At 69.1% G+C, this 24449-nt stretch carries 21 protein-coding genes; 10 read left to right on the forward strand and 11 right to left on the reverse strand.

Translation table 11 applies throughout. From position 1 onward, the window contains the following. Positions 1-107: 107 nt before the first annotated feature. The gene (locus WEF05_01695) at positions 108-1256 is read left to right on the forward strand and encodes an aromatic ring-hydroxylating dioxygenase subunit alpha (GenBank protein ID MEX1100613.1); all 1149 of its coding nucleotides are present in this window, start codon (positions 108-110) and stop codon (positions 1254-1256) included. Here the strand turns inward: WEF05_01695 and WEF05_01700 are convergent. The 3 genes from WEF05_01700 to WEF05_01710 form a co-directional block, all read right to left on the reverse strand. After that, complete coding sequence (locus tag WEF05_01700; GenBank protein ID MEX1100614.1) at positions 1253-1867, reverse strand: TetR/AcrR family transcriptional regulator; 615 nt, start codon at positions 1865-1867, stop codon at positions 1253-1255. The genes WEF05_01695 and WEF05_01700 overlap by 4 nt on opposite strands. A 7-nt stretch (positions 1868-1874) precedes the next feature. Further along, positions 1875-3332 carry an aldehyde dehydrogenase family protein gene (locus WEF05_01705; GenBank protein MEX1100615.1) on the reverse strand — a complete coding sequence of 486 codons (1458 nt, stop codon included), beginning with the start codon at positions 3330-3332 and terminating at the stop codon, positions 1875-1877. Between the two features lie 61 nt (positions 3333-3393). Next, on the reverse strand, positions 3394-4227 hold the full coding sequence (locus WEF05_01710) for an SDR family oxidoreductase (protein ID MEX1100616.1): 834 nt from the start codon (positions 4225-4227) through the stop codon (positions 3394-3396). Positions 4228-4325: 98 nt separating this feature from the next. Between WEF05_01710 and WEF05_01715 the strand changes: the two genes are divergently transcribed. Beyond that, complete coding sequence (locus tag WEF05_01715) at positions 4326-4601, forward strand: hypothetical protein (GenBank protein MEX1100617.1); 276 nt, start codon at positions 4326-4328, stop codon at positions 4599-4601. Here the strand turns inward: WEF05_01715 and WEF05_01720 are convergent. Together WEF05_01720 and WEF05_01725 are read right to left on the reverse strand one after the other, a co-directional pair. After that, entirely contained in the window at positions 4588-6057 is a 1470-nt protein-coding gene (locus WEF05_01720) for an FAD-binding oxidoreductase (GenBank protein ID MEX1100618.1), read from the reverse strand. The genes WEF05_01715 and WEF05_01720 overlap by 14 nt on opposite strands. 9 nt (positions 6058-6066) lie before the next feature. Then, a complete protein-coding gene (locus WEF05_01725) occupies positions 6067-6489 on the reverse strand; it encodes a DUF3054 domain-containing protein (GenBank protein ID MEX1100619.1) in 423 nt (140 codons plus the stop codon). A gap of 103 nt (positions 6490-6592) precedes the next feature. Between WEF05_01725 and WEF05_01730 the strand changes: the two genes are divergently transcribed. Together WEF05_01730 and WEF05_01735 are read left to right on the forward strand one after the other, a co-directional pair. Beyond that, complete coding sequence (locus tag WEF05_01730; GenBank protein MEX1100620.1) at positions 6593-7663, forward strand: polysaccharide deacetylase family protein; 1071 nt, start codon at positions 6593-6595, stop codon at positions 7661-7663. Positions 7664-7720: 57 nt separating this feature from the next. Next, the gene (locus tag WEF05_01735; GenBank protein ID MEX1100621.1) at positions 7721-8152 is read left to right on the forward strand and encodes a DCC1-like thiol-disulfide oxidoreductase family protein; all 432 of its coding nucleotides are present in this window, start codon (positions 7721-7723) and stop codon (positions 8150-8152) included. An 18-nt stretch (positions 8153-8170) separates the two neighbouring features. Here WEF05_01735 and WEF05_01740 read toward each other — a convergent pair whose 3' ends face one another. Next, on the reverse strand, positions 8171-9106 hold the full coding sequence (locus WEF05_01740; GenBank protein MEX1100622.1) for a TIGR03620 family F420-dependent LLM class oxidoreductase: 936 nt from the start codon (positions 9104-9106) through the stop codon (positions 8171-8173). A gap of 51 nt (positions 9107-9157) precedes the next feature. After that, positions 9158-11497 (reverse strand): MMPL family transporter, encoded by a 2340-nt coding sequence (locus WEF05_01745; protein ID MEX1100623.1) that lies wholly within the window; start codon positions 11495-11497, stop codon positions 9158-9160. Between the two features lie 132 nt (positions 11498-11629). Between WEF05_01745 and WEF05_01750 the strand changes: the two genes are divergently transcribed. From WEF05_01750 to WEF05_01770, 5 genes are all read left to right on the forward strand, one after another. Beyond that, positions 11630-12322 carry a TetR/AcrR family transcriptional regulator gene (locus WEF05_01750; GenBank protein MEX1100624.1) on the forward strand — a complete coding sequence of 231 codons (693 nt, stop codon included), beginning with the start codon at positions 11630-11632 and terminating at the stop codon, positions 12320-12322. A gap of 49 nt (positions 12323-12371) precedes the next feature. Continuing rightward, positions 12372-13229: a hypothetical protein gene (locus WEF05_01755; GenBank protein ID MEX1100625.1), complete on the forward strand. Its 858-nt coding sequence runs from the start codon at positions 12372-12374 to the stop codon at positions 13227-13229. A 250-nt stretch (positions 13230-13479) separates the two neighbouring features. Continuing rightward, complete coding sequence (locus WEF05_01760) at positions 13480-15738, forward strand: EAL domain-containing protein (protein MEX1100626.1); 2259 nt, start codon at positions 13480-13482, stop codon at positions 15736-15738. A gap of 51 nt (positions 15739-15789) precedes the next feature. After that, the gene (locus tag WEF05_01765; protein MEX1100627.1) at positions 15790-17088 is read left to right on the forward strand and encodes a GAF domain-containing sensor histidine kinase; all 1299 of its coding nucleotides are present in this window, start codon (positions 15790-15792) and stop codon (positions 17086-17088) included. Beyond that, on the forward strand, positions 17085-17741 hold the full coding sequence (locus tag WEF05_01770) for a response regulator transcription factor (GenBank protein ID MEX1100628.1): 657 nt from the start codon (positions 17085-17087) through the stop codon (positions 17739-17741). Before WEF05_01765 ends, WEF05_01770 begins: the two co-directional genes overlap by 4 nt. 18 nt (positions 17742-17759) lie before the next feature. Here the strand turns inward: WEF05_01770 and WEF05_01775 are convergent, their stop codons facing one another. Continuing rightward, complete coding sequence (locus WEF05_01775) at positions 17760-18965, reverse strand: DEAD/DEAH box helicase (protein MEX1100629.1); 1206 nt, start codon at positions 18963-18965, stop codon at positions 17760-17762. Positions 18966-19141: 176 nt separating this feature from the next. Between WEF05_01775 and ade the strand changes: the two genes are divergently transcribed. Beyond that, entirely contained in the window at positions 19142-20908 is a 1767-nt protein-coding gene (ade, locus tag WEF05_01780; GenBank protein MEX1100630.1) for an adenine deaminase, read from the forward strand. A gap of 13 nt (positions 20909-20921) precedes the next feature. On the opposite strand, the gene WEF05_01785 is transcribed toward ade, so the two are convergent. The 3 genes from WEF05_01785 to WEF05_01795 form a co-directional block, all read right to left on the reverse strand. Continuing rightward, positions 20922-22094, reverse strand: coding sequence for a hypothetical protein (locus WEF05_01785; protein ID MEX1100631.1), 1173 nt, complete (start codon positions 22092-22094; stop codon positions 20922-20924). Beyond that, positions 22091-23191, reverse strand: a complete 1101-nt coding sequence (locus tag WEF05_01790) for a hypothetical protein (protein MEX1100632.1) — start codon at positions 23189-23191, stop codon at positions 22091-22093. The genes WEF05_01785 and WEF05_01790 overlap by 4 nt, the downstream gene beginning before the upstream one ends. 129 nt (positions 23192-23320) lie before the next feature. Then, the gene (locus WEF05_01795) at positions 23321-24304 is read right to left on the reverse strand and encodes a phosphoribulokinase (GenBank protein ID MEX1100633.1); all 984 of its coding nucleotides are present in this window, start codon (positions 24302-24304) and stop codon (positions 23321-23323) included. Positions 24305-24449: the final 145 nt, after the last annotated feature.

Here is a 24449-nt window from a genome sequence, read left to right on the forward strand (position 1 = left end):
CTGTTCTAATCTTGCCGAGCGCGTTCTCGCACGCACCGTCGCACGCACCGTCGTGCGCACCGTCGTGAGATGAAGCAGGCAAGCTGAACGGACGAGGAGGCACCCGGATGTTGGACCAGCATGACGACCGGATCCGCTACGACGAGGACGACTGGACCCCCCGTCCCACGCTCGGCGCCGAGGACTACCGGAGCGAGGACATCTGGCAGGCCGAGCGCGAGAAGATCTGGTGGGGTGACTGGGTCTGCTTCGGCCGCAGCGAGGAGGTCGCCAACCCCGGCGACTACCTCGTCCGCGACCTCGCCGGCGAGTCGATCTTTATCGCCCGCAACCGCGAGGGAGTCCTGCACGGCTTCTACAACGTGTGCAGCCACCGAGGGACGAAGTTCCTCGACGAGGGGTGCGGCGCGGTCAAGAAGGCCTTCAAGTGCCCCTACCACGCGTGGACCTACGATCTCGACGGGAACCTGATCGGCACGCCGAACGTGCAGGAGGACGAATCCTTCGACCGGTCGCGCTACCCGCTGCACGGCTTCGCGGTCGAGGAGTACGCGGGGTTCCTGTGGGTCAGCCTCGCGGAGCAGCCGCGCCCGCTGATGGACGCGCTCACCCACGGCGCCGAATCGATCACCGCGTTCGAGCGCTTCAAGATGGAGGAGTTGCGGATCGGCGCGCGGATCGTTTACGAGGTCGCAGCGAACTGGAAGATCGTCGTCGAGAACTACAACGAGTGCCTCCACTGTCCCACCGTTCACCCCGAGCTCGTGCAGGTGGTTCCCCTGTTCCGCTTCGGCGAAGTGTGGGATGGCGAGACCCGCGACGATGGCAACTGGATGATGGAGGGCGCGACCAGCTTCACCGCGACGGGCGAGAGCGCGTTGCCCAAGCTGCCGGACCTGCTCGAGGACGACTACAAGATGTACTACGGCTCCTACGAGTTCCCGAACCTGATGCTGAACCTGCACCCGGACTGCGTGATGTACTACATCGGCTATCCGACCGGACCCAACCACACGACGGTCGTGTCCGAGTTCCTGTTCCGCCCCGAGACGATCGCCGACCCGAACTTCACGCCCGAGCCGGTCGTCGAGTTCTGGGACCTGATCTCCAAGCAGGACTGGGGCATCGTCGAGCGCGCACAGACCGGCGTCGGTTCGCGGGCGTTCAAGCAGGGCGTCTACCCGCGCCAGGACCGCTTCCTCTACAACTTCAACGAGGAGTGGCGCCAGGTGATGGGCCGGCAGCTCGGCGGCTAGGTTCCGGCGGCGCCGGGAGCCACGCCCAGCCGTTCCGAGGCGGCGCGCAAGCATACCGACACCGCGTGCGCCCGTGGGTAGCCGGGCATCCCCGCCGTGATCTGCACGGCGTAGCCGGTCACGAGCATCGAGACCCACTCGACGAAACCCTCGACGTCGACCTCGCGGAACGCGCCGACCCCGATCCCTTCCCGGACGATCGTCGCGAGCGCGGCGTTCCAGTGGGCGTCGCGCTCCTCGAGACGCGCGACGATCGACGGATCGTGGACCGCCCGCGCCCAGAGCTCTAGCCACAGGGTCCATTGCTCGTCACCCGCCCCCACGGGCATCGAGAGCTCCAGGAACCGGGCCAACCGCGCGGGGGGGTCGGACGAGCGGTCGAGCTCGGCGGCCAGGGTCGCGTAGAACTGCGAGTCCTCGCTCCACCGAAGCGCCTCGAGGAGCAGCTCCTCCTTCGAGGAGAAGTAGTACATCACGTGCCCGGGGCTCATCCCGGCGCGGTCGGCGATGTCGGCGATCCGCGTCTCGGCGAAGCCTCGCTCAGCCATCGCGGCCGCAGCAGCGCGCAACACGCGCTCGCGCCGCTCCGGGTTGGTACCCCGGCTCTCCACCCGTCCCTTAGGCGTCCTCGGCGAGGTTGAAGTAGATGTGCTTCTCCTCCATGTAGTCCGAGACGCCCTCCTTGCCCAGCTCGCGGCCGATCCCCGACTGCTTGTAGCCGCCCCACGGAGCTTCCGTCGGGGCCGGCTGCGTGTCGTTGATCCACACGATGCCGGCACGGAGCGAGCGCGCGGTGTTGATCGCCTTCTTCACGTCGGAGGTCCACACGGCGGCGGCGAGCCCGTACGGGTTGTCGTTCGACAGCTCGATCACCTGCTGGGTCGTCTCGAACGGGATCACCGTCATCACCGGACCGAAGATCTCCTCTTGCGCGATCGTCGCGGAGTTCTCGACGTCGGCGAAGATCGTCGGCGGAACGAAGTACCCCGCCGCGAGCTTTCCGTCGCCGGGCACGGTTCCCTGGGCGGCGAGCTTCGCCTCCTTCTGTCCGATGTCGATGAAGTGCTGCACCCGCTCCTGCTGCTCCTTCGATACGAGCGGACCCATCGTCGTGTCGGGATCGGCCCCGTCACCGACCTTCACCGCGTTCGCCCTGTCCACGAGCGCGCTGAGGGCGTCGTCGTAGATCTCCTTCTGGATGAAAACGCGCGAGCCCGCCGAGCAGATCTCGCCCTGGTTCCAGAAGATCCCGTTCGCCGATCCCTCGATCGCCGCGTCGAAGTCGGCGTCGGCGAACACGATGTTGGGCGACTTGCCCCCGAGCTCGAGCGTGACGCGCTTCAGCGTGTCCGCACCGGAACGCATGATGATCTTGCCGACATCGCGCGAGCCCGTGAACCCGACCTTGTCGACGCGCGGATCGGTGACCAACGGGGCGCCTGCCGTCTCCCCGAATCCGGTGATCACCTGCAGCACGCCGGGCGGCAGCCCGGCCTCCTCGAGGATCTTCGGGATCTCGAGGGCGGTCAGCGGCGTCTGCTCGGCGGGTTTGAGGATGAACACGCACCCGGCGGCGATCGCCGGAGCGATCTTCTGCACCGCCATCGGCATAGGGTAGTTCCACGGGGTGATCCCGACCGCGACACCGGTCGGCTCCTTCACGACGAGCGAGAGGGCATCGGGACCGACCGGCGGGATGTAGCCGTCGATCTTCGTCGCCCAGCCCCCGTAGTACTCGAACATGAAGGCAACCTCTTCGAGGTCGTCGCGCGCCTCGCCGATCGGCTTGCCGCAATCGATCGTCTCGAGCTCGGCGAGTCGCTCGAGCTCCCGGCGCATGATCTCGGCGGCGCGCAGGAGGATCCGCCCGCGGTCGCGCTCGGAGGTCCGGGGCCACCACGCTCCGTCGTCGAACACCGAGCGCGCGAACCCGACGGCTCGGTCCACGTCGGCCGGCTGGGCGTCGGGGACGGTAGCGACGACCTCGCCGGTCGCGGGGTTGAACACGTCGAACCGCTTGCCGTCGAGCGCATCGGTCCACTCGCCGGCGATCGACATCTTCAGCTCCTCGGCCATCGGGGTGCCTCCTCTTGGTCTGGTTCCCACGGCGTTCTTCCGCACTCCGAGACTCCAAAGCCTACCCGTCCGGCACGGGAGGGGAGAAGCCCAGTCCCCACGCGTCGGCGCCGCCGTCGATCATGACGGTCGTACCGGTGATGTACCCGGCTGCATCGGTCGACAGGAACGCGATCGCGGCCGCGACCTCGTCGACCGAGCCTGCGCGGCCGAGCGGAACCTGGGACGCCCATTCCTTAACGACCTCCGAACCCCCGTACCCCTCGAGTCCTTCGCTGGCGATCAGCCCGCAGGCGATGCAGATCGCGCGGACCCCGAAGCGGCTCCACTCCAGGGACAGGCCCGACGCGAGGGTCTCGAGCGCGGACCGTGCCATCGACGAGTGCACCATCTGCGGGATCCCGCGCCGAGGACTGAACCCGATCGCGAAGATCACGCCGCGACGCCGAGGGATCATCCATCGGTTCGCGACTTTCGTCGTCACGTCCCAGACGGCGTCCACGTTCAGCCGGTGCACCGCGCGCATGCCCTTCGTCGAGGTCTCCTCGGCCGCCGCGGCGAACTGCCCGCCGGCGTTGTTCACCAGGATGTCGACACGACCGAACCGCTCATCGACAGCATCGAGCAACGCGTCGACCTGTTCGGATTCCCGGACATCGGTCGCCAGGGCGAGGCAAGCCGTCCCCGCAGCCGTCAGCTCGCGCTCGACCTCCCGGATCGGTTCCTCACGACGCCCACAGATCGCGACGGACGCGCCCGCACGCGCGAGCGCACTGGCGGTGGCCCGACCGATCCCCGTTCCGCCACCGGTGACGATCGCGATCCGACCGCCGAGAACACCGCTCGCGATCGGATCGGCGAACGGGAGGTCGCGTGGAGCCGCCGGTTCCTCCATGGCGGGGAGTATGCCGCAGGCACCCGCGCCGGTCGAAATCGGATACCGCCCGATCCGGGCGCAACCACGGTTCTCACGCTCGGCGGTAGGATCGGTCCGTGCTCCTGTTCATCGTCGTGCTGTTGCTGCTCGCCGCGATCTTCGGCGTGCTCGGAACCGTCCTCAAGGTCGCCTTCGTGCTGGTCCTGGGCGCGGTCCTCGCCGTCGCCACGATCGCGCTGCTGGGCTACTACTGGTTCCGCTACCGGCTCCGCGAGTATCAGCGCCGGACGCAGCAGGTGGGCCCGGGGGGAAATCCTCACGTGCCGCCGGTCACGCCCTCGAGCACGATCGACGTGGGTGAGCCGGTCCGCGACGAGCTCACGGACGACTGACCCGATCCCGCCCGCGTCGCCGCCGGGCGATCAGGGCCTCGCGGTAGGCCAGCGGTGCAACCTGGAGCGCCCGGGCGACCGGCCCGCGCCCCCGCCCGCGCTCGTCCGCCCGATCGCCGGACTCCATCCCCCAGACGGCCAGCCGGACGAGCGGCCAACGCAGTGGTTCGGGCGGTGCCGTCCCGATCGGCGCACCGACGACGGGCATCGTCGACCACCGGTCCTGCGAACCGAGGACGAGCGAGGCGAGGATCCGCCCGCCGAGCTTGGTCTGGGCGAGCCCGTGACCGGAGAACCCGAGCCCCGCGTGCACGTTGCCGGATGCGCGCGTATGGAAGAACGGAACGAACGTGGGCGTCATGTCGATCGGTCCACCCCACGCGTGCGTGCAGCGAACGCCCTCCAACTGCGGGAACAACCACACGAGACCCCGTGCCGCCTGCTGGGCGACGCGACGATCGTGGGTCGCCCGGCGGCCGATCGAACCGCCCCACACGACCCCCGTGGATCCGCCACCGATCGCGAGCCGTCCATCGTCGGTCCGCCGCAGGTAGTAGAGGAGATCCCGGCCGTCGGCGAGACCCGTCCAGCTGGTCCAGCCCAGGTCGTCCCGGATCCGATCGGGGATCGGTTCGGTGACGACCATGTAGTCGGCGATGTTGCCGAACGCGGTCCGATACCCGGGCCAGGCAGCCGCCCAGGCTCCGATCGTCAGCACGACGTGATCGGCACGCACCGCTCCGCGCTCGGCGCGAACGATCGTCGGCGTGCCCTCCTCGAGCGAGATCGCGCGCGTTCCCTCGAAGATCGCGACGCCACGCTCGAGCAGCACACGACGGAGTCCGCGCGCGAGCCGTGCCGGCTGGCAGATCGCATTCGCGGGAGTGAACGTCGCGCTCGTGATCCTCGGGGAATCGGCGATCGCTCGCGCCTGCGGGAGGGTCAGAGGCCGGATCGCGTCCGGCCGGCCGTTGCGAACGGCGAACGCGGCCGGACCCTGGTCCGGGTCGCCCTCCTGCCACGAGCCGGTGCGGACGGCCATGACGCCCTCCGCGTGGAACCACGCATCGATCCCGTGCCGGTCGAGCCATCTCCCGACCTCGTCCACCTCTTCCGCGAGCGCCGTCGCGTACCGCCTGCCCTCCTCCAGCCCGAACAGGCCGCACAGTTCCGGGAACTCATGCCATGACGAGGAGAAGAACCCCCCGTTGCGTCCGCTGGCTCCCCCACCGCAGATGTCCTGCTCGAGCAGAACGATACGCAGCCCGGGCTCCCGCTCGGTCAGCTCGTAGGCCGCCCACATGCCGGCGAAACCACCGCCGAGGACACAGACGTCCGCGCCGATCCGCCTCTCGAGGGGGGGACACGGCGCACCACGATCGGCGGCGAGCGCCTCCTCGAGCCAGAAGCTGCGCCGATCCCCGGGGGGCGGCGCCTCGATCCAAGAGGTCGTCATGGAACGGACCTACGCGGCCCCGGCCGAGTCCGAGCGACGGCGCGGACGCCGGACCCCTGGGATCGCAGCCAGCAGGCGCCATCCCATGAGGAGCACGCCCGTCATCGCGAGGGTCACGGCGAGGAAGACCACGAGGTCGGTGCCCGAGGGATGTCCGAGCACCAGCGTGCGGACCGCAACCGCGACCGGCACGCTCACCGCCCACGTCAACACGAGCGTGCGCCTCCCGGGCTGCCGGTAGGTTCCGGCGACGAGGGCGATCGCGAACCATGCGCCGACCAGGGGGACCGCCGTACGGGCAACGGCGGCGGCCGTCGAGCTGGCGTCGTGGCTGCGCAGTCCCAGCAGGACGAACGCGATCAGTGCCAGAGCATCGCCCACGGCGAGCACCGGGACCTTCACGGCGGGACGATCGAGCGGACCGCGTGCCATGAGGAGCATGGTCCCATACGGGCCCGATCACACGGCCGCCGGAGGGAACCGGCGGCGGGTGGTTGACGTCTCGGGGAAGATGGACCGGCACCCTCCCATGGCCATGGCCGACACGAAGACACCTCGTCGAGCGTTGCTCGTCGGCGTGCCGCTGCTCGCGCTCGCGATCGCGGCCGTCGTCGCCTTCGTCGTATTCCGTGGGCCGCCCCCGGTCCCGATCCGGGTCGACGGGCAGCAGATGCTCGTCGACGAGGGAACGACGTTCGGCTCGCTGCTCGCGAGCGAACACCTCGAGGCACGGAACGGGCGGCTGCTCGACGTCGATGGCGGGATCCTGCAGCGACGGCACGACCCGGGACGGATCCTCCTGAACGGGCTCGAACCGCCCTCGCGTGGGGTCCTGCTCGCCGACGGTGATCGGATCGACGTCCTCGACGGCAAGGACGAGACCGAACCCACGGTCCGCACGACCCGCCGTCTCGGAACGCTCCAGGCACCCAACCCCGCCCGCACACTCGGTCGCGGACCGTCCGACATCACCACCGTTCGCGGGCAGCTCTCGAACCTGCTCGTTCGCTCGACGATCCGGCGGGTCGGCCCGATCGAGCAACCGAACGCGGTCGCGCTCACCTTCGACGACGGACCGTGGCCGAACCACACCGCGAAGATCCTCTCGATCCTCGAGCGCATGAAGGTGAAGGCGACCTTCTTCGTCGTCGGTTCCTGGGCCGAGCGCTACCCGATGCTCGTCCGCCGTGCGCGGGCGATGGGCATGCAGATCGGCAGCCATTCCTGGTCGCATCCCTACGATCCCCCGTTCGACTCCCTGCCGACCCAGAAGGTGGAACGCGAGATCGCCGACACCGATGCACTCCTGGACCGGCTCGGGATCCACACGGGCCTGTTCCGGCCACCGGGCGGAAGCTGGGACGCCGAGGTTCGCGACATCGCCCGGTCGTACGGGATGCGCCTGGTCCTGTGGGACGTCGATCCGCACGACTGGATGGCGAAGACCTCCCCGAAGGAGCTGGTGAAGACCGTGCTCGCCCGGGTGCGGCCGGGATCGGTGATCCTGCTGCACGACGGCGGTGGAGATGCAGCCACCACGATCGAGGCGCTCCCCGAGATCATCGCGGGCATCCGCAAGAAGGGACTGGGGTTCACAACCCTGTAGCCGGTCCCGCTGCACGTGCGGGCGTCGGGTTCTTTCGCGGACGGTAGCATCGCCACCATGGGAACCGAGCGCGCGGACGCGGAGAGACCCGAACGGCTGGTCATGCTCTACGACGAGGACTGCGGGCTCTGCCGGTGGATCACCGATCGCGTCCTCGACTGGGATCGTCGCGGGCGCGTCCGGGCCGCGCCGATCCAAGGGGCCGAAGGGGATCGGCTGCTGGCTGCGATCCCGCCGGAGCGACGCATCGGATCGATGCATGCGGTGAGGACCGACGGGACGCTGACCTCGGCCGGACGCGCGGTCGCCTCGGTGCTCCACGAGGTTCCCCTCGGCGAGCCGTTCGCGTGGCTCGCCGATCGCGCGCCGTCGCTCACCGAACGGCTCTACCGTCTCGCAGCCGACCACCGCACGTGTCTCGGCGGCGTCGTCGGTGCCGAGGCGTGCGCCGTCGATCCTCAGCGCCGCCGCACCCCACCCCCCGCATAGCTGCGCGACGAAGCGCGCTCATCGGAGCGCGGCGAACACCTCCGCGAGGACGTCGAGCCGCACCGTCGCACCGTCCTCGTCCTCGATCACCTGCACGCAGACGTGATCGGCACCCGCGTCCAGATGGGCTCGGACGCGCTCGACGATCGCGTCGACCCCACCCCACGCCATCGTCGCTTCCAGGAGTCGGTCACTCCCCGGGGAACGCACGTCGTCGTCGCTGAAGCCGAGCCGTCGCAGGTTGTCGGCGTAGTTCGGCAACTCCAAGTAGTGGCGCGCCCACGATCGGGCGACCTCCAGCGCTCGATCCCCGTCCGCCAGCGGGATCACCGTCTGCTCGACCGCCAGGAACGGATCGGGGCCCAGCGCCCGACGAGCGACCTCTGTGTGCGCGACGGGAACGAAGTAGGAATGCGCTCCCGCGGTCTGTGCAGCCGCCAGCCCGAGCATGCGGGGACCGAGCGCGGCGAGCAGCAGGGGGACGGGCGGCTCGGGTTGCGGACCCCCGTAGGGTGCCTCGGCGATCGCCTCAACGTACCCGGCCATGCGGGTGAAGGGCCGCTCCCAGGTGGAACCACGCGGCGCCGCGGAGTAACCGTGACCGGCGCCGACCCCGAGGATGAAGCGGCCCGGGTAGGCCTCGCCCAGGGTGCGCGCACCGCTCGCCGCCGCCTGGGGATCGCGGGCCCACATGTTCGCGATCCCCGTCGCGACGACCAGCCGGTCGGTCGAACTGAGCAGGTGGCCGGCGTGTGCGAGCGCCTCCTTGCTCCCAGAGCCCTCGGGGATCCACAGCACGGGGAACCCCTGGTCTTCGATCGCCCGTGCCGTCGCCGCCTCGTCATCCGCGGACATCACGTCGAACGCGAAGCTCCACACGCCGATCGGACCGATCGTCCGCCGCAGACGACCGCGGGCCGCCTCGAGTTCCGGGTCGGAGAGCACCTGCCCCATCGGCCCCGACCCTATCGTCCTCACGATCGCGGCGCGTGAACCGCGCGCCCCCTAGACCCGGTCGTCGGTCTTCACGGCCCGTTCCGCCTGACCGTTGCCGGCCCGATCCGGCCCCCCACCGGTGACGGTGGGGGGCAGGGTGGGCTCGTGGCCCTCGACGCTCACCGTGGGGATCCACTCGAGCCAGCGCGGGAAGTACCAGTTGCGGTCCCCGAGGAGCTTCATGCTCGCCGGCACGAGGACCGATCGAACGATCGTCGCATCCATGAAGACCGCGACCGCGAGCCCGAACCCCATCTGCTGGAGCGGTACGAGCCGGCCCGCCGCGAACGCGGTGAACACCACGACCATGATCAGCGCGGCTCCGGTGATGATGCCGGCCGTCGTCCGCAAACCGTAGGCGACCGCCTCGTCGTTGTCGCCGGTCTTGTCGTACTCCTCCCGGATCCGGCTCAGCAGGAACACGTGATAGTCCATCGACAGACCGAACAGGATCGAGAACAGCAGCAGCGGGATCCAGGCCTCGATCGCCTCGACCTGCTGGAACTGGAACCCGATCGCGTTGAACGCGCCGATACCGAATCCGTGCTGGAACACGAGCACGATCGCGCCGTAGGCTGCACCGACCGACAGCAGGTTCATGATGACGGCCTTGATCGGCACGACGATCGAGCGGAACACGACCATCAGCAACAGGAAAGACATCCCGAGGACGAACGCGAGCACGATCGGTTGATAGGAGTCGGCCACCGAGAGGAAGTCCGCGAAGAACGCCGGGGTTCCGCCGACGAGCACGAGCGTTCCCGTATCGCCGAACGCCGCCGGCACGGCACGATCGCGGAGGTCCGACACGGCCTCGAACGTCTCGAGCGCGAAGGCGTCCCCGGCCGGGATCGCCTGGACGACCGCCGCCTGCCCGTCGTCGGCGGGAACGACCTCGCTGCCCTCGGCGAAAGCATCGATGCCGGCGATCTCCTCCTGGAGGGCGGCGATCGACTCCGCGATCGCAGGGTCCTGCACATCGCCCTCGACGTAGATCTGCACGGGGTCGGTCCGGCCGCCCGCGGAGAACTCCTGCGAGAGAACCTGGAACGCGCGCTTGGATTCGACGTCGTCCGGCAACGACGCGGCGCTCTGCGTCGTTCCCTCGTCGATCGTGAAGTAGATCGCTCCGAGACCGCCGAGGATCGCGACCGAGACCACGAGGCTGAGGACCGGCGCGCGCATCACCCCGCGGGTGAAGCGGTCCCAGAAGCCACCCTGGGGATCGGGGTCACCGAGCTGGCGCGATCGCCGGGTCAGGCGCGGCCAGTTGATCCGGTCCTTGAGCAGGGACAACATCGCCGGGAGCAGCGTCAGCGACGCGAGCATCGAAGCGAGGACGACGAGGATCGCACCGGCCGCCATGCTGCGGAAGATCGTGGTCGGGATCAGGAACATGCCGAGCAGCGCGAACACGACCGTGAGTCCGCTGAAGAAGACCGCGCGGCTCGCGGTTGCCCCCGTCGCGCCGATCGCACCCATCGGATCGAACCCCTTGCGACGCTCCTCGCGATAGCGCGCGACGATGAACAGGGAATAGTCGATCCCGACCGCCAGACCGATCATCGTCGCCATGTTCTGCGTGAAGATGTTGAACTCGAACAGTTGCCCGATCAGTGCGACGGCACCGAGGGCCATCGGGATCGAGACGAACGCGATCGAGATCGGGAGCAGCGCGGCGAGCAGGGCGCCGAAGACCACGATCAGCACGAGCAGGGCGAACAGCAGCCCGATGCCCTCTCCCTTGCGCAGGTCCTCCTCCGCGATCTCGGTCGTGTCGGCGTTCAGGGTCGCGGGGCCCGCGAGCAGCAGTTCGAACCCCGCCTGCTCGTGCTCCTCGATCACGCCCTTGAGCGCGTCGACGACCTCCGCCGTGTTGTCGGCGATCGGCACGAGGATCAGCGTTCCGTCCCCACCGGTCGAGACCAGGCTCGCCGCACGTTGCTCGAGCGCCTGCGCCTCTTGCGGTGTCGCAGCCTGTTGGGCGGCACCCTGCAGGTCGTAGACCGTCACGACGTCGCCGCCGACAACCTCGTCGCCGAGGGCGCCGATCGAGGTCTGCACGTCGGACACGTACGAGGTGAACGTGGGGTCATCGACCGGGGTGCCGTTGCCGAGGACGACGAAGAACTCGGTGTCCTGTTCCTCCCCGGTCACGTTGGCTTCGATCAGCTCGCCCGCGCGAACCGACTCGGGGTCGTTCGTGAACTCGATGTCCGGCGTGAGCACGTCGCCGAGCAGGGCGGAGGACGCAGTGCCGAATGCAACGACCGCGACCACCCAGATCGTGATCGTTCGCCAGGGGTGTCGCGCGCTCGCGCGCGCCATCGTCTCGGGGTTCAGGCGCATCCGGTTCCTCTCCTTCGGTGATCGACGTGCAGGAACGTACGCGGTAAGCTTACGGTGTCAGTCAGTATAGGCTGACGACGTAAGCTGTCAAACACGCTGCAGCACTGGCTGTTGGGAACGAGAGGCGACCCCGTGACCGACCGACCCGCGACGATCGCTGAAGAAGCGGCCCCGAGGGCACCGCTGACCCGGGAGCGGATCGTGATCGCCGGACTCTACGTCATGAACACCGAAGGACTCGAGGCGGTAACGATGCGCCGGCTCGGACGCCGGCTCAGCGTCGAGGCGATGTCCCTGTACCACCATGTGCAGGACAAGGACGATCTGCTCACCGCGATGAGCGAGCAGATCCTCCGCGAGATGGACGTTCCACAGGATCCGGGCGGAGATCCCCTCGAGCAGCTGCGCGTCCTCTCCCAGAGCTTTCGGCGGGTCCTGCTCGCCTACCCGGAGGGAGTCAAGCTGTTCACGGCCAGCCGCGCCCCGTTCCGGAGTCCCGAGGCGCTGCGGCCGATTGACCGGACGCTGGCCGTGCTCCAACGTACGGGACTGTCGGATCAGGACGTGGTCAACGCCTACTGCCTGTTCGTGGGCTACACGCTGGGCTTCGTGACCAACGAGGTCAGCGGATTCCTGTCGAGCGAAGCACAGACGCGGAAGGCCGCCACGACCGAAGACGTGCTCGCTGCGATGTCCGAGGCGTTCCCCTCGCTCGCGAGGTTCCTTCCCTCGATGGCCGATCGTGACCCCGAGGCGAACTTCGCGTTCGGGCTCGAGGTGATCCTCGGCGGGATCGCCGAGCGTGTGGCCCGTTCCGACGGATGAGCGCCAGGTGACGGGAACCGGGTCGGGTCCCCGTCTCGTCCAACGACCCATGCGCCCGACCATACGCATCCTCCCGGTCCTGATCGCCGGTGCGCTCGTGCTGGCCGCCTGTGGTTCCGTCCCGACCGGGGACGGTGGCACGGAGACGATCGACCATCCGACGGGCGCCGGCGACCTCGTGCTCCGGGTGAGCACCGAGGGCGGGTTCGTCCCTGTGGACTACGCGCTCTCGGCGGTGCCGGGTTTCTCCTTGATGGGCGACGGAACGATGATCGTCACCGGTCCGCAGATCGAGATCTACCCCCCACCGGCGATGACGCCTCTCGTGCAGCGATCGATCGACGAGGCGGGGGTGCAGGCGATCCTGCAGCGAGCCGAGGCGGCCGGACTGCTCGGACAGGATCGCTCGTACACCTCGATGCAGGTGACCGACGCCCCCACCACGACCTTCACCGTCGTCGCCGGTGGAAAGGCCCACGTCGTCTCGGTCTACGCGCTCGGCATCGGCGACGACGCATCGGGCATGTCCGAGAGCGAGCGGCGGGACCGGCGTGCCCTCGGCGACCTCCAGAACGACCTGTTCGACCTGCAGCGTTGGTTGCCCGACGGCTCGATCGGTCCCGAGGTCCCCTTCACGCCGGCGGCCGTCCGCCTGTTCGTCGGGCGCTACCGGGGCGACGCCCAGGTCCCACAAGAATCGGTGCCCTGGCCCCTCGACGAGCCGCTGTCGGAGATCGCGGTCACCCCCGTTCCCGGCGGGTTCTCCTGCGGGGTCGTCGAGGGCGCGAACCTCGAAGCCGTTCTGCCCGAGCTCGACCGGGCGACGACGCTCACCCCCTGGGTCAGTGACGGAAGGCGCTCCGCGCTGATCCCACGGCCGATGCTTCCCGACGAGCGCGGCTGCTAGTCCCGCGCGGACGCGTTCGCGCAGGTCACGTCCGTTGCTTCGGCCGGGGGTCCCGCGGGCAGGAGAGGTGCGCAGGTCGAACGGTCTCCCCCGGCTCCGCCCGAACCGCTAGGCCGCCTCACCTGCACAAACCCCCCGCTCACCCCTGAACGGCCCGTCAAGGCGGGCTCGGAGGGGGCCGATACGAATCACAGCACGCACGAGGCGTCGTGTGCGCTGCGACGTACCGGAAGAGGGAAAAGGCGACTGCATGGCGGCGGAGATGCCCGAACCCGGCGCAGCCGGAGATCCACAGATCGACATCGTGTCGCTCCCGATCGGGGGGCCGGCGCTGGAGCCCGTGAGTGCGGAGACCTCGCCGCAGGAGCTCACCGACCTCGTCGCCACGCTCCAGCAGCGCTACCGAGCACTGGCTGAGCGCCTGCCCGCGATCGTCTACGTCGACGAGATCAACGACATCTCCTCGAACCTCTACACGAGTCCTCAGACACTCGAGGTGCTCGGGATCACCCAGCACGAGTGGATGTCGGACCCCGACCTGTGGTTGAACATGCTCCACGACGACGATCGCCCCCGGGTGATCGTTGAGCACGAGCGTTCGAACGCGACGGGCGAGGACTTCGCTATCGAGTACCGGCTCCGGGCACGCGACGGCCATTGGGTCTGGATCCGCGATCACGCGGTGCAGATCCGAGACACCACGGGCCGGGCGAAGTACTGGCAGGGCGTGATGCTCGACGTGACCGACCTGAAGGAGGCGCAGCGCCAGCTCGCCGAGACTCAGAAGAAGTACAAGGCGATCGTGGAGGACATCCCCGCGATCGTCTACATCGACGAGATCGACGATGCGATGACGACCTCGTTCGTGAGTCCCCAGATCGAGGAGCTGCTGGGGGTGACGCCCCGGGAGTACACCGACGATCCGGAGCTCTGGTTCCGGATGCTGCATCCCGACGACCGTGACGAGACGTTGGCGCGCTACGTGGCGGGTCGTGACTCGGGCGAGAGCTTCGAGTTCGAGTACCGGCTGATCGGCCGCGAGGGACAGATCGTGTGGTTCCGCGACTCCGCGGTCGTGATCCGCGACGAGAACGGAGCTCCCGCGCAGGTCCAGGGCGTGATGCTGGACATGACCGAGCGCAAGGAGGCCGAGGACAAGGCCGCCTTCCTCGCCTACCACGACAAGCTCACGGGCCTGCCGAACCGGGTCATGTTCGAGGAGCTCCTCGAGCTCGCGATCGCCCGTGCCCGCCGGCACGAGGCTGCGGTCGCCGTGGTGACGACCGACCTGGACGACTTCAAGCTCGTGAACGACTCACTGGGCCACGAGGCGGGCGACGAGCTGCTCCGCCAGCTCGCGGATCGTCTGCGTGAGGCCACCCGCGAGACCGACCTCGTCGCCCGTCAGGGTGGAGACGAATTCCTCCTGCTCCTGTCCGACCTCGACCGGACGCCCGATGGGGTCGCGGAGATCGGCGACAGCGCCACGATCGTCGCAGAATCGGTCGCTGCGCGCGTGCAGCAAGCCTTGGACGACCCGTTCCTGCTCGACGGCACGGAGGTCTACGTCTCGGCGAGCGTGGGGGTGAGCCTGTTCCCGGCAGATGCCCAGGACGCAGGGACCCTGCTGAAGCACGCCGACCAAGCGATGCACCAAAGCAAGCGCATCGGCCCGGGCGGGATGTCGTTCCACACCGAGGACGAGGGCGACGCGATGACCCGCCTGTCGCTGACCACGCGTCTGCGCAAGGCCGTCGAGCAACAGGACTGGGAGCTGCATTATCAGCCGATCGTCGATCTGGACCGAGCGGAGATGGTCGGCGTCGAGGCCCTGATCCGCTGGCCCGATCCGAACGGCGGCCTGATCCCGCCCGGCGAGTTCATCCCGCTCGCCGAGGAGATGGGTCTGATCGAGGCGATCGGTGACTGGGTCGTCGAGGAGGTGGCGCGCCAGGACACGATCTGGCGCGACCACGACCTTCGGCTCGAGCTCGGATTCAACCTCTCGCCGCGGCAGATGTGGCAGCCCGACCTCGCCGAGAAGATCATGAACCGCCTCGAGGCCACCGGTGTCGAGCCCGGCAACGTGGTCGTGGAGATCACCGAGTCGACGGCGATGATCGACCCGGACCGGACGCAGCGGATCCTCAACGAGTTGCACGACCGCGGGCTACGCCTCGCGATCGACGACTTCGGTACGGGCTACTCGTCCCTGTCACGGCTGAAGCACCTGCCGGTCGACATCCTGAAGATCGACCGCGCGTTCGTGCGGGACGTCGACAAGGATCGCAACGCGGGGAGCATGGTCTCGGCGATGATCGCGCTGGCCGGCTCCCTGGGGATGACCCCGCTCGCCGAGGGCATCGAGACCGAGGAGGAATGGAAGTTCCTGCTCGACCACGGCTGCCTGCTCGGACAGGGCTTCTACTTCTCCAAGCCCGTCCCGGCCGAGGACATCACCGCTCGCCACCGGCGCCAGGGGATGCGCGTCGTCGACGCGACCGCCTGAGGTCGTTCCCGACCTACCGGACCCGACCGCCTCCCGCGTACGCTACGGGGCATGCCGATCGCCTACGAACAGATCGAGGCGGAGAACCGGATCCTGCACCGTGTGATCGAGACGATCTCGTCCAGCCTCGACCTCGATATCGTGCTCGACGAGACGATCGACCTCGTGATGGCCGCCACGCGCGGCGACGCCTGCTTCCTCCATCTCTACGACGAGCAGCGGCAGGTGCTCACGCTGCGCGCCGCCTCGGAAGGCTTCCGGGGTGCGGTCGACCAGGTCGTGCTCGGGATCGGCGAAGGCGTCGCGGGCTGGGTCGCCGAGCACCGCGAGGTCGTGATCATCCCGGAGAACAAGTTCTCCGACCCGCGCTACAAATACATCCCCGAGTTGCGGGGTGAGCAGTTCACCTCCCTGTTGTCGGTGCCGCTCGTCTCCCGCAGCGGCTCGCTCGTCGGCGCGTTCAACGTCCATGCACGGGAGCGTCGCGACTTCTCCGACCGGGACGTCGAGTTCCTCCGTTCGACCTCCTCGCTCGTCGCCGCCGCGATCGAGCACGCGAACGTGTTCCGAGCTCTCGAGGAGAAGGAGGGAGCACTCGCAGACCTCGTCCGGCGAACGATCGAAACGCAGGAAGAGGAGCGGCGGCGGCTCGCCAGCGAGATCCACGACGGCGTGACCCAGCAGCTCGTTTCCGCCTGGTACCGGCTCCAGGCGCTTCGCCGCCACATGGGCGACCCCGAACGCGCCGAGACCGAGCTCGCACGAGCCCAGGAGATGGTCGACGCGGCGCTCGAGGAGGCGCGGTGGGCGATCCAGGACCTGCGTCCGACCACGCTGGACGACCTCGGCCTCGGGCCGGCGCTCAAGGCACTCGTCGCGCGCTCGCTCGAGGACGAGACCGCGTTCGAGCTCGACGTCGACGACGCGATCACGCTCCCGAACCACCACGAGGTCGCCGTCTATCGGATCTGCCAGGAGGCGCTGAACAACGTGTGGAAGCACGCGGACGCCTCGCACGTCGCGGTCACCCTGACGGTCGAGAACGAACAGGTGCTGCTGCGCGTGACCGACGACGGAACGGGATTCGACGTTCGCGACTATCGGTCGAGGCGCCCCGAGACGTCGTTCGGTCTGCTCGGCATGTCCGAACGCGCCGACCTGATCGGCGGACGCATCGACGTCCGCAGCCGCCCGGGGGACGGAACCATCCTCGAGCTCCGCGTCCCGCAGCCACCGCCTGCCGATCCGCCGCCGGCATCCGGGCGACGGTCCCCCGCCGAGCACCCACAGCGACCCGGCCGGTCGCGCGAGGACGGGCGGAGCGAAGTGCAGGGGTGGAACGCGACATGAGCGACGACCCGATCTCGCTCGTGATCGTCGACGACCACCGGGTCGTGCGCGAAGGCCTGCGCGCGATGCTGGACGGGATCGAGGAGGTGCGCATCGTCGGCGAGGCCGAGGACGGAGCGGGCGCATTCGCCGAGATCGAACGGGAGCAGCCCCAGGTCGTCCTTCTCGACCTCCGGCTCCAGAAGGAGAGCGGGCTCGACATCTGCCGTGCGATCGGAGAGCGGTTCCCCGACGTGCACGTCGTGTTCCTCACGGTCTACGAGGACGAGCAGTACGTGTTCGAAGCGCTCCGTGCCGGCGCCCGCGGCTACATGCTGAAGAAAGCGAGTCCGGAGGACCTCGTTCGGATCCTCGGCAGCGTCCAGGCGGGTGAGGTCGTGATCGATCCCTCCCTCGGCGGGCAGATCGCGCTCCGCGCCGCATCGATGCGCACGGGCGACTCGTGGCCTGGCGTGCACGAAGGACTCACCCGCCGAGAGGGCGACGTGCTCGAGCAGCTCGTGAAGGGGTTGAACAACCGCGAGATCGCCGGGGCACTGTTCATCAGCGAGGACACCGTGAAGACGCACGTGCGGGGGGTGCTTCGCAAGCTCGGGGTGAAAGACCGCGCGCAGGCGGTCAGCTACGCGCTCCGCAACGGCCTGGCTACCTGACGAGCGGCCGGGCTCGCGTCAGAACTTGCGGCGGGTCGGCTTGCGCAGGCCCGAACGGCGACCGCGGGTGCTGCCGGAGAACACGACACGCGGAGGAGCGACCTTCATGCCTTCCTCCTCGAACTCGCTGTGGAGGTCGAGGCGTGCCGCGACACGGCTGACGTCGCCCTGCTGCTCCGGTGTCACAAGGGTGATGCCGCTGCCCGAACGTCCCGCTCGCGCCGTGCGACCGACGCGGTGGACATAGCCCTTGTCGTCTTCGGGCGGGTCGAAGTTGATCACGTGTGAGATGTCGTCGAGGTCGAGACCGCGAGCGGCGACGTCGGTCGCGATCAGGACGTCGATCTTGCCGGCCTCGAACTGCTGCAGCGTGCGTTCGCGCACCGGCTGGCTCAGATCGCCATGCAGTGCAGCGACCTTGAGCCCTTTCGCCTTGAGCTTGCCGACGAGCCGGTCGGCCCCGCGCTTGGTTCGGACGAACACGAGCGCGAGCTTGCGGTCGTCTCCGGACAAGACCTCGAGCAGCGCGTCGACCTTGTCGTGGGTGCCGACGGGGATGAAGCGGTGATCGGCGGCCTCGACCGTCTGCTTCGGCGCCTCGATCTCGTGCAGACGCGCGTCGCGTGTGTAGGCGCTCGCCATGCGCCCGACCGCACCGTCGAGCGTCGCGGAGAAGAACATCGTCTGACGCCTCTTCGGGAGCTGCCGAACGATCCGATCGACCTGCGGTTGGAACCCCATGTCGAGCATCCGGTCGGCCTCGTCGAGGACGAGGGTCGAGATGCTGTCCAGCTTGATGAACCTGCGCTCGGCGAGGTCGAGCAACCGGCCGGGGGTGGCGATCACGATCTGCGAGGAACCGGCGCGCTTGCCCTGGTCGTTCACGCGGGTTCCGCCGTAGGCCAGCGCGACCTGGAGTCCGCGCGCGCCGGCGATCCCCTCGAATTCCTCCGCGACCTGGACGGCCAGCTCACGGGTCGGGACGAGCACGAGCGCGGACGGCGTCGGCGAGTCGGGCGTCAACCGCTGCACGATCGGGATCGCGAACCCGAGCGTCTTGCCCGAGCCGGTCTGCGACTTCGCGAGCACGTCGTAGCCGGCCGTGGCGTCCGGAAGGACCTCGGCTTGGATCGGGAAGGGTGCGACGGCACCGCGCTGGGCGAGGGCCTCGATCACGGCGTCGTCCACGTCGAATTCGCGGAACGAAGGTGTGGTGGTGGTCATCCGGTTCTCCTGCTCTGGGGGCTGCGTGGCCGCGATCATCGACGTCACGGCGGGTCCGAAGTCCGACCCTTCGCGCACAGGAGCACCGGAGAGGCGAACTTCACAGGAACGGCGCTCGCCGGTCCTTGTCAACGAGTCTACCAGGCACGACGGAGCGGCCGGGTAGGCTGGGAGAGATGCTCCCGGGACCGACGCACGAGCCGGGCACCCGCCGTGCTCGCACCGAAGAGCTGTCGCGACGGCTCGCGGTGGCGCGGGGCGAGGAGGCCGCGGACCTGGTCCTGACCGGAGGCCGCGTCTTCTCCGTCTTCACGAACGAGTTCCTCGAGGTCGACGTCGCGATCTCGGGAGGACACGTCGCGGGCCTCGGGCGGTACGAGGGAACCGAAACCGTGGATGTCGAGGGCGGGATCCTCGTGCCCGGTTTCATCGACGGACACCTGCACGTCGAGTCCACCAAGCTCGTGCCGGATCAGTTCGCGCGCGCCGTCCTGCCCCACGGGACGACGACAGCGGTCATCGATCCGCACGAGATCGCGAACGTCCTCGGCCTGGCCGGGGTCCGGGAACTCCTCCGGCGGATCGATGACGTACCGATCGACGTCTTCGTGATGGTCTCCAGCTGCGTGCCGGCGAGCCGATTCGAGTCCAGTGGGGCAACCGTCACCCCCGAGGAGATCGCCGCCTTCCTCCGTGAGGAGCCGCGAGCGCTCGGTGTTGCCGAGATGATGGACTTCCCCGGGGTGGCTCGGGGCGACCCGGTCGCCCTCGCGAAGATCGAGGCGGCCTACGACGCAGGAGACCGGCACATCGACGGTCACGCGCCGGGGCTGTCGGGCCCCGCCCTGAACGCCTACGTGGCGGCGGGCCCGGCGAGCGACCACGAGTGCACGACGCAGGAGGAGGCGCTCGAGAAGCGTCGTCTCGGGATGTGGATCATGCTCCGAGAGGGATCCGCTGCCCGCAACCTCGAGGCGCTCCTGCCGCTCGTCCGCGATCACGGCCCTCGGAACTGCCTGCTGTGCACCGATGATCGAGAACCCAACGACCTCCGCGACGAGGGACACATGGACGCGGTGCTGCGACGAGCCGTCGCCCTCGGCTGCCCCGCGGAGGACGCCCTCGTGATGGCCACGCTGCACGCCGCCCGGTACCACCGCCTGCATCGCTACGGTGCGATCGCTCCGGGCTCGCTCGCCGACATCGTGTTGCTCGATGACCTCCAGCGGTTCGCGCCCGCGCGTGTCTGGAAGCGCGGCCTGCTGGTCGCGGAGGACGGACGGGCGCTCGAGATCGGGTCACCTCCCCCGATGCCGGACTGGATGCGAGGTACCGTGCACGTGCCTGAGCTCACGACCGAGGACTTCGCGGTTCCCGCCGCGGATCGCGTTCGCGTGATCGGCGTCCGCCCGGGTCAGATCGTGACGGATGCGCTCGAGGACGACGCGCTGGTACGCGGCGGGCGCAGCGTCGCCGACCCGGATCGCGATCTCGCCAAGCTCGCGGTCGTCGAACGGCACGCGAAGACGGGGAGGATCGGTGTCGGGTTCGCACGGGGGTTCGGGATCCGGCGCGGCGCGCTCGCCTCGACGCACGCACACGACGCGCACAACATCGTGGCGCTCGGCGTCGACGACGAGGACATGGCCGTGGCCGTCCGACGGCTCGCGGAGATCGGTGGAGGACAGGTCGCCGTCGCGCACGGCGACGTGCTCGCGGAACTCCCGTGCCCGATCGGCGGCTTGCTCACGGAGCTGGTCTTCGAGGAGGTTGCCGACCGGTTCGACCTGCTCGAGTCCTCGGCGCGCGAGCTGGGCGTCACGCTGCGAGCCCCGTTCATGGCGATGTCGTTCCTCGCGCTGTCGGTGATCGGTGATCTGAAGCTGACCGATCACGGCCTGCTCGACACGGTTCGGTTCGAACTCGTTCCGGTCGTGCTCTGACGCCGCCCGATCCTCAGTCTCGACGCAGACCGTGGCGTTCGGGCCCCGCATGCTCCACATCGGGATGAGCCTCGAGCCATGTGCGCAGCGACGCCCGCCACAGCGCCCGCTCGTGGAACTCCCCCGCTCGCCGAAGGCCTCCGACACCACCCCGCTGGAACAACGTGCGCAGCAGAGGAGCGAGCTGATCTCCGTAGAGCTGCATGCAGTCCTGCGGATGGACACCCGGCCAGGAGTAGCAGGACACGACCCAGCGACGGATCGCGTGCGGGATCTCGTCGGGCACCTCCTCCCACGCGGGATCGTCGGGAGCGAGCTTCCAACCGTCGAGATCTCCTTGGGGGATGCCCTCGATGCTCCGCACGGTCGGCGGATCGGCCTCGATCAGGTACGGATCGACGTTGCAGTCGCACACGACGGCGTGCTCGGGAAGCCACGCGAGCTGGTCGTTCGTGATGACGGGAAGGCTCGGATCGGAGCGCTGCGTGGTATCGACGAGGACGTCGGTCGCCGCCAGCCGGTTGCGCAGATAGTCCGCGTCGGCGGTCATGTTCCGCCCGAGCGTCACGACCTCCACTCCGCGCAGCCCTGCCAGTCGCTCCGCCCTGGTCGGGTCACCGTACTTCGTCGCCGCCTCGACGGCGTGCTTGCCGATCGCGCCGGCGCCGAGCACCGTGACGCGGACGGGGCCGCGCTCCGGGTCGCGGAGCCGCGGCCAATGGTCCTCCAACACCTCGAACGCGGCTTCGAGTCCGTTCCAGGCCACGGCGCGGCTGTTCACGACCAGGCGACGGCCCCGATCGTCGGCGATCGAATCGATCGAGATCGCTTCGAGCCCGAGTCGCTCGAGCCGTGCGACGCGGCGTGGCCGGGTCGGGTAGTGCAGCATCGAGATCAGTGTGGCACCGGGCTTCAACAGGTCGTACCGATCGTCGGGTGATCGCAGCACGAGCACGACGTCCTGTGCGGCCGCCTCCTCGTTCGACCCGGGGCGTACGCCCGGTCCGACGGCCATGTAATCGGCATCGGTCAGCCCCATCCCCGAACCGATCCCCGTCTCGACGACGATCTCGACCCCGAGATCGGAGACCGCCTCGACGAGATCCGGGAGGAAGTCGCGGAGCTCGCCACGCTCCTTGTGCATGCGGGGCAGACCGAGCGAACGGGCGCGTCCTGCCTCGCTCATCCGTGACGCTCCAGCCATCCATGCAGTTCCGCCCGCGCGACGGCCCGCTCCCAGAAGCTCACACCGTCCTCGCTCCACTGGTCCACCGGCCGATGCAGGATGAAGCGGAGGACCGGCTCGAGCTGCTCGCCGTACACGTCCATGCACCGGCGCGGCGACAGGCCCGGCCAGGCGGAGCACGAGAGAGTCCGGCGCCGGTTCGTCCGGTCGATCCGCGGGTCGAGGTCGTCGAACGCGGGGTCGTCGGGTTCGAATACCCACCGATCGAGATCTCCGTGCGGGATCCCCTCGATCCCCTTGATCAGCGGTGGATCGTGGGCCAGGTCGTATGGATCCACGGAGAGATCCAGCACGAGCGCATCCGCCGGCAACCGTGCGAGCCACCGGTTCGGTATCACGGCGCGCGTCGGATCGGGCCGCTGGGTCGCATCGACGAGCAGGTCGGTCTTCGCGAGCCGGTCGAGCATGTACTGCTCGTGCGAGGTGAGGTCGTAGTCGACGACGGTCACCTCGACGCCGGGAACCCCGCCGGCCGCCAGCCGGTCGCGCACCCCGGTATCGCCGTACCGCGTCGCGGCGTGGATCGCGTGGCTCGCCACGTGGCCCGACCCGAGCACGGTCACGCGAACGGAACCCCGCGCCGGATCGTCGAACCCTTCCTGCCGGCGCTCGAGCTGCTCGAAGGCGGCGCGCACGCCGTTCCATCCCACGGATTCGAGGTTCTCGATCAACCGCCTCCCCAGATCGTCGGCGATCGAGTCGAGCGAGACCGCTCCGAGCCCCTGGGCGGCGATCATCGCTGTGCGGTTGGGGCGCGTCGGGTAGTGGAGCATCGACACGAGCAGGGCACCCGGACGCATCCTCCCGATCGCCTCGTCGTCGGGGCACCGGATAACGACGACCACGTCCTGTCGCAACGCGTCCTCGTACGAGGAGAACCGGACCTCCGGGGCGAACGCCCGATAATCCTCCTCGGACGCGTCGATCCCCGATCCGTACCCCTCTTCGAGCACGATGTCCGAGCAGGAGGGCTCCGCCGCGAGCGATGCGACGAGATCGGGGAGGAAGTCGCGGCGCTCGCCGGCCTCCTTGTGCATCCGAGGGAACCCCAGCGTCAACCGCCGATCCGGAGGTGCAGGAGGTATCGCTCTTCCGATCACGCCCGGGACGCTAGCGCGAGCGGCGCCATGCGACCAGCGTCACCGTCGCCCGATCGCGGGACCGGTTCAGAGGTCGAGCGCGCCGCGCAGGGAGCCGCTGAGGTGGGCCACGATCAGCAACTGGGTAAGCGCCAGCGCCTCGCTCCTGCGCCGGTCGCCGCTCGGATGCTCGTAGCGCCCGATGTTCGTCCGGTGCAGCCCCGGTCTGCCCAGTCGCGTCCAGATCGCCTGTTCGATCGCGGCGCCGGCCACGGCGGGGCAGTCCCCGTCGATCTCGACGACCTGCACCGGCGTGCCGAGCGAGCGGTCGCGGGCCAGTCGCACCGGTTCTCGCCGACCCCCACCCGGGATCCCCCGCACGACGTTCGCGAGCTCGGAGCTCAGCAGCGAGGGACGCAACGCGATCCGCGCACCGAGGTTCGCGTACGCGTCGGGGTTCGTGCGCCGGAGGAACGAGACGACGACGTCGGCGTGCTCTGCCTGTGGACGGACATACAGGGCCGAGTCTCGTTCCCGCCGGCGGAGGTCGGCGACGACCTGGGCGATCTCGTACCCGCGCTCCTCGCAGTCGCGGGCGATCTTCCATCGGTGTCGCAGCTCCTCCTCGGGCTCGAGGTAGACGGACACATCGAAGCAGTCGCGGAGGCCCCGCGTTCCGAGCGCGAGCAGTCCCTCGACGATCACGACCTCCTTCGGCTCAACCATGACGGGGTCGGTGTGTCTGCCGGTCGCGTGGTCGTACACGGGCTTGTCCACCGCATCGCCTCGGGCGAGCGCGCGGAGGTGGCGCTCGATCGCCGGCAGATCGTTCGCCTCGGGATGCAGCGGCGTGATGCCGAGGCGCTCGCGTTCCGACCGGTCATGCCGGTGGTAGTCGTCGACACAGATCCGCGTCACCCGGTGTTCGCCCAGGAGCGCCCGGATCCCCTCGGCGAGCGTCGTCTTGCCAGATGCGCTGTCGCCGGCGACCGCGAGCATCACCGGTCGCGGCCCGGCGTGGGCGGCCCCGGCCACCCGGAGATCGATCACGCGCTCTGCGGTTTGCACCATGCTCCTGATGGTAAGAAGCGGCAGGTCAGACCCACAGCCCCCTGGGGGTGGAGCCGGGGGTGAACCCGCCCTCACCCGCCGGGGTGAGCCGCTCCGGTTCCGCGGCCCTCGCGCGCACGACGCGGCGGTAGGCTGGCGGCCCCGC

This window comes from Actinomycetota bacterium (assembly GCA_040881665.1).
Classification (GTDB): Bacteria; Actinomycetota; UBA4738; order UBA4738; family HRBIN12; genus JBBDWR01.

Excerpts from the sequence above, each read along its gene's own strand:
- WEF05_01695 (MEX1100613.1), top strand. The coding sequence starts at position 108 with ATGTTGGACCAGCATGACGACCGGATCCGCTACGACGAGGACGACTGG.
- WEF05_01705 (MEX1100615.1), bottom strand. The coding sequence starts at position 3,332 with ATGGCCGAGGAGCTGAAGATGTCGATCGCCGGCGAGTGGACCGATGCG.
- WEF05_01710 (MEX1100616.1), bottom strand. The coding sequence starts at position 4,227 with ATGGAGGAACCGGCGGCTCCACGCGACCTCCCGTTCGCCGATCCGATC.
- WEF05_01720 (MEX1100618.1), bottom strand. The coding sequence starts at position 6,057 with ATGACGACCTCTTGGATCGAGGCGCCGCCCCCCGGGGATCGGCGCAGC.
- WEF05_01725 (MEX1100619.1), bottom strand. The coding sequence starts at position 6,489 with ATGGCACGCGGTCCGCTCGATCGTCCCGCCGTGAAGGTCCCGGTGCTC.
- WEF05_01730 (MEX1100620.1), top strand. The coding sequence starts at position 6,593 with ATGGCCGACACGAAGACACCTCGTCGAGCGTTGCTCGTCGGCGTGCCG.
- WEF05_01735 (MEX1100621.1), top strand. The coding sequence starts at position 7,721 with ATGGGAACCGAGCGCGCGGACGCGGAGAGACCCGAACGGCTGGTCATG.
- WEF05_01740 (MEX1100622.1), bottom strand. The coding sequence starts at position 9,106 with ATGGGGCAGGTGCTCTCCGACCCGGAACTCGAGGCGGCCCGCGGTCGT.
- WEF05_01745 (MEX1100623.1), bottom strand. The coding sequence starts at position 11,497 with ATGCGCCTGAACCCCGAGACGATGGCGCGCGCGAGCGCGCGACACCCC.
- WEF05_01755 (MEX1100625.1), top strand. The coding sequence starts at position 12,372 with ATGCGCCCGACCATACGCATCCTCCCGGTCCTGATCGCCGGTGCGCTC.
- WEF05_01760 (MEX1100626.1), top strand. The coding sequence starts at position 13,480 with ATGGCGGCGGAGATGCCCGAACCCGGCGCAGCCGGAGATCCACAGATC.
- WEF05_01765 (MEX1100627.1), top strand. The coding sequence starts at position 15,790 with ATGCCGATCGCCTACGAACAGATCGAGGCGGAGAACCGGATCCTGCAC.
- WEF05_01770 (MEX1100628.1), top strand. The coding sequence starts at position 17,085 with ATGAGCGACGACCCGATCTCGCTCGTGATCGTCGACGACCACCGGGTC.
- WEF05_01775 (MEX1100629.1), bottom strand. The coding sequence starts at position 18,965 with ATGACCACCACCACACCTTCGTTCCGCGAATTCGACGTGGACGACGCC.
- ade (MEX1100630.1), top strand. The coding sequence starts at position 19,142 with ATGCTCCCGGGACCGACGCACGAGCCGGGCACCCGCCGTGCTCGCACC.
- WEF05_01785 (MEX1100631.1), bottom strand. The coding sequence starts at position 22,094 with ATGAGCGAGGCAGGACGCGCCCGTTCGCTCGGTCTGCCCCGCATGCAC.
- WEF05_01790 (MEX1100632.1), bottom strand. The coding sequence starts at position 23,191 with ATGCACAAGGAGGCCGGCGAGCGCCGCGACTTCCTCCCCGATCTCGTC.
- WEF05_01795 (MEX1100633.1), bottom strand. The coding sequence starts at position 24,304 with ATGGTGCAAACCGCAGAGCGCGTGATCGATCTCCGGGTGGCCGGGGCC.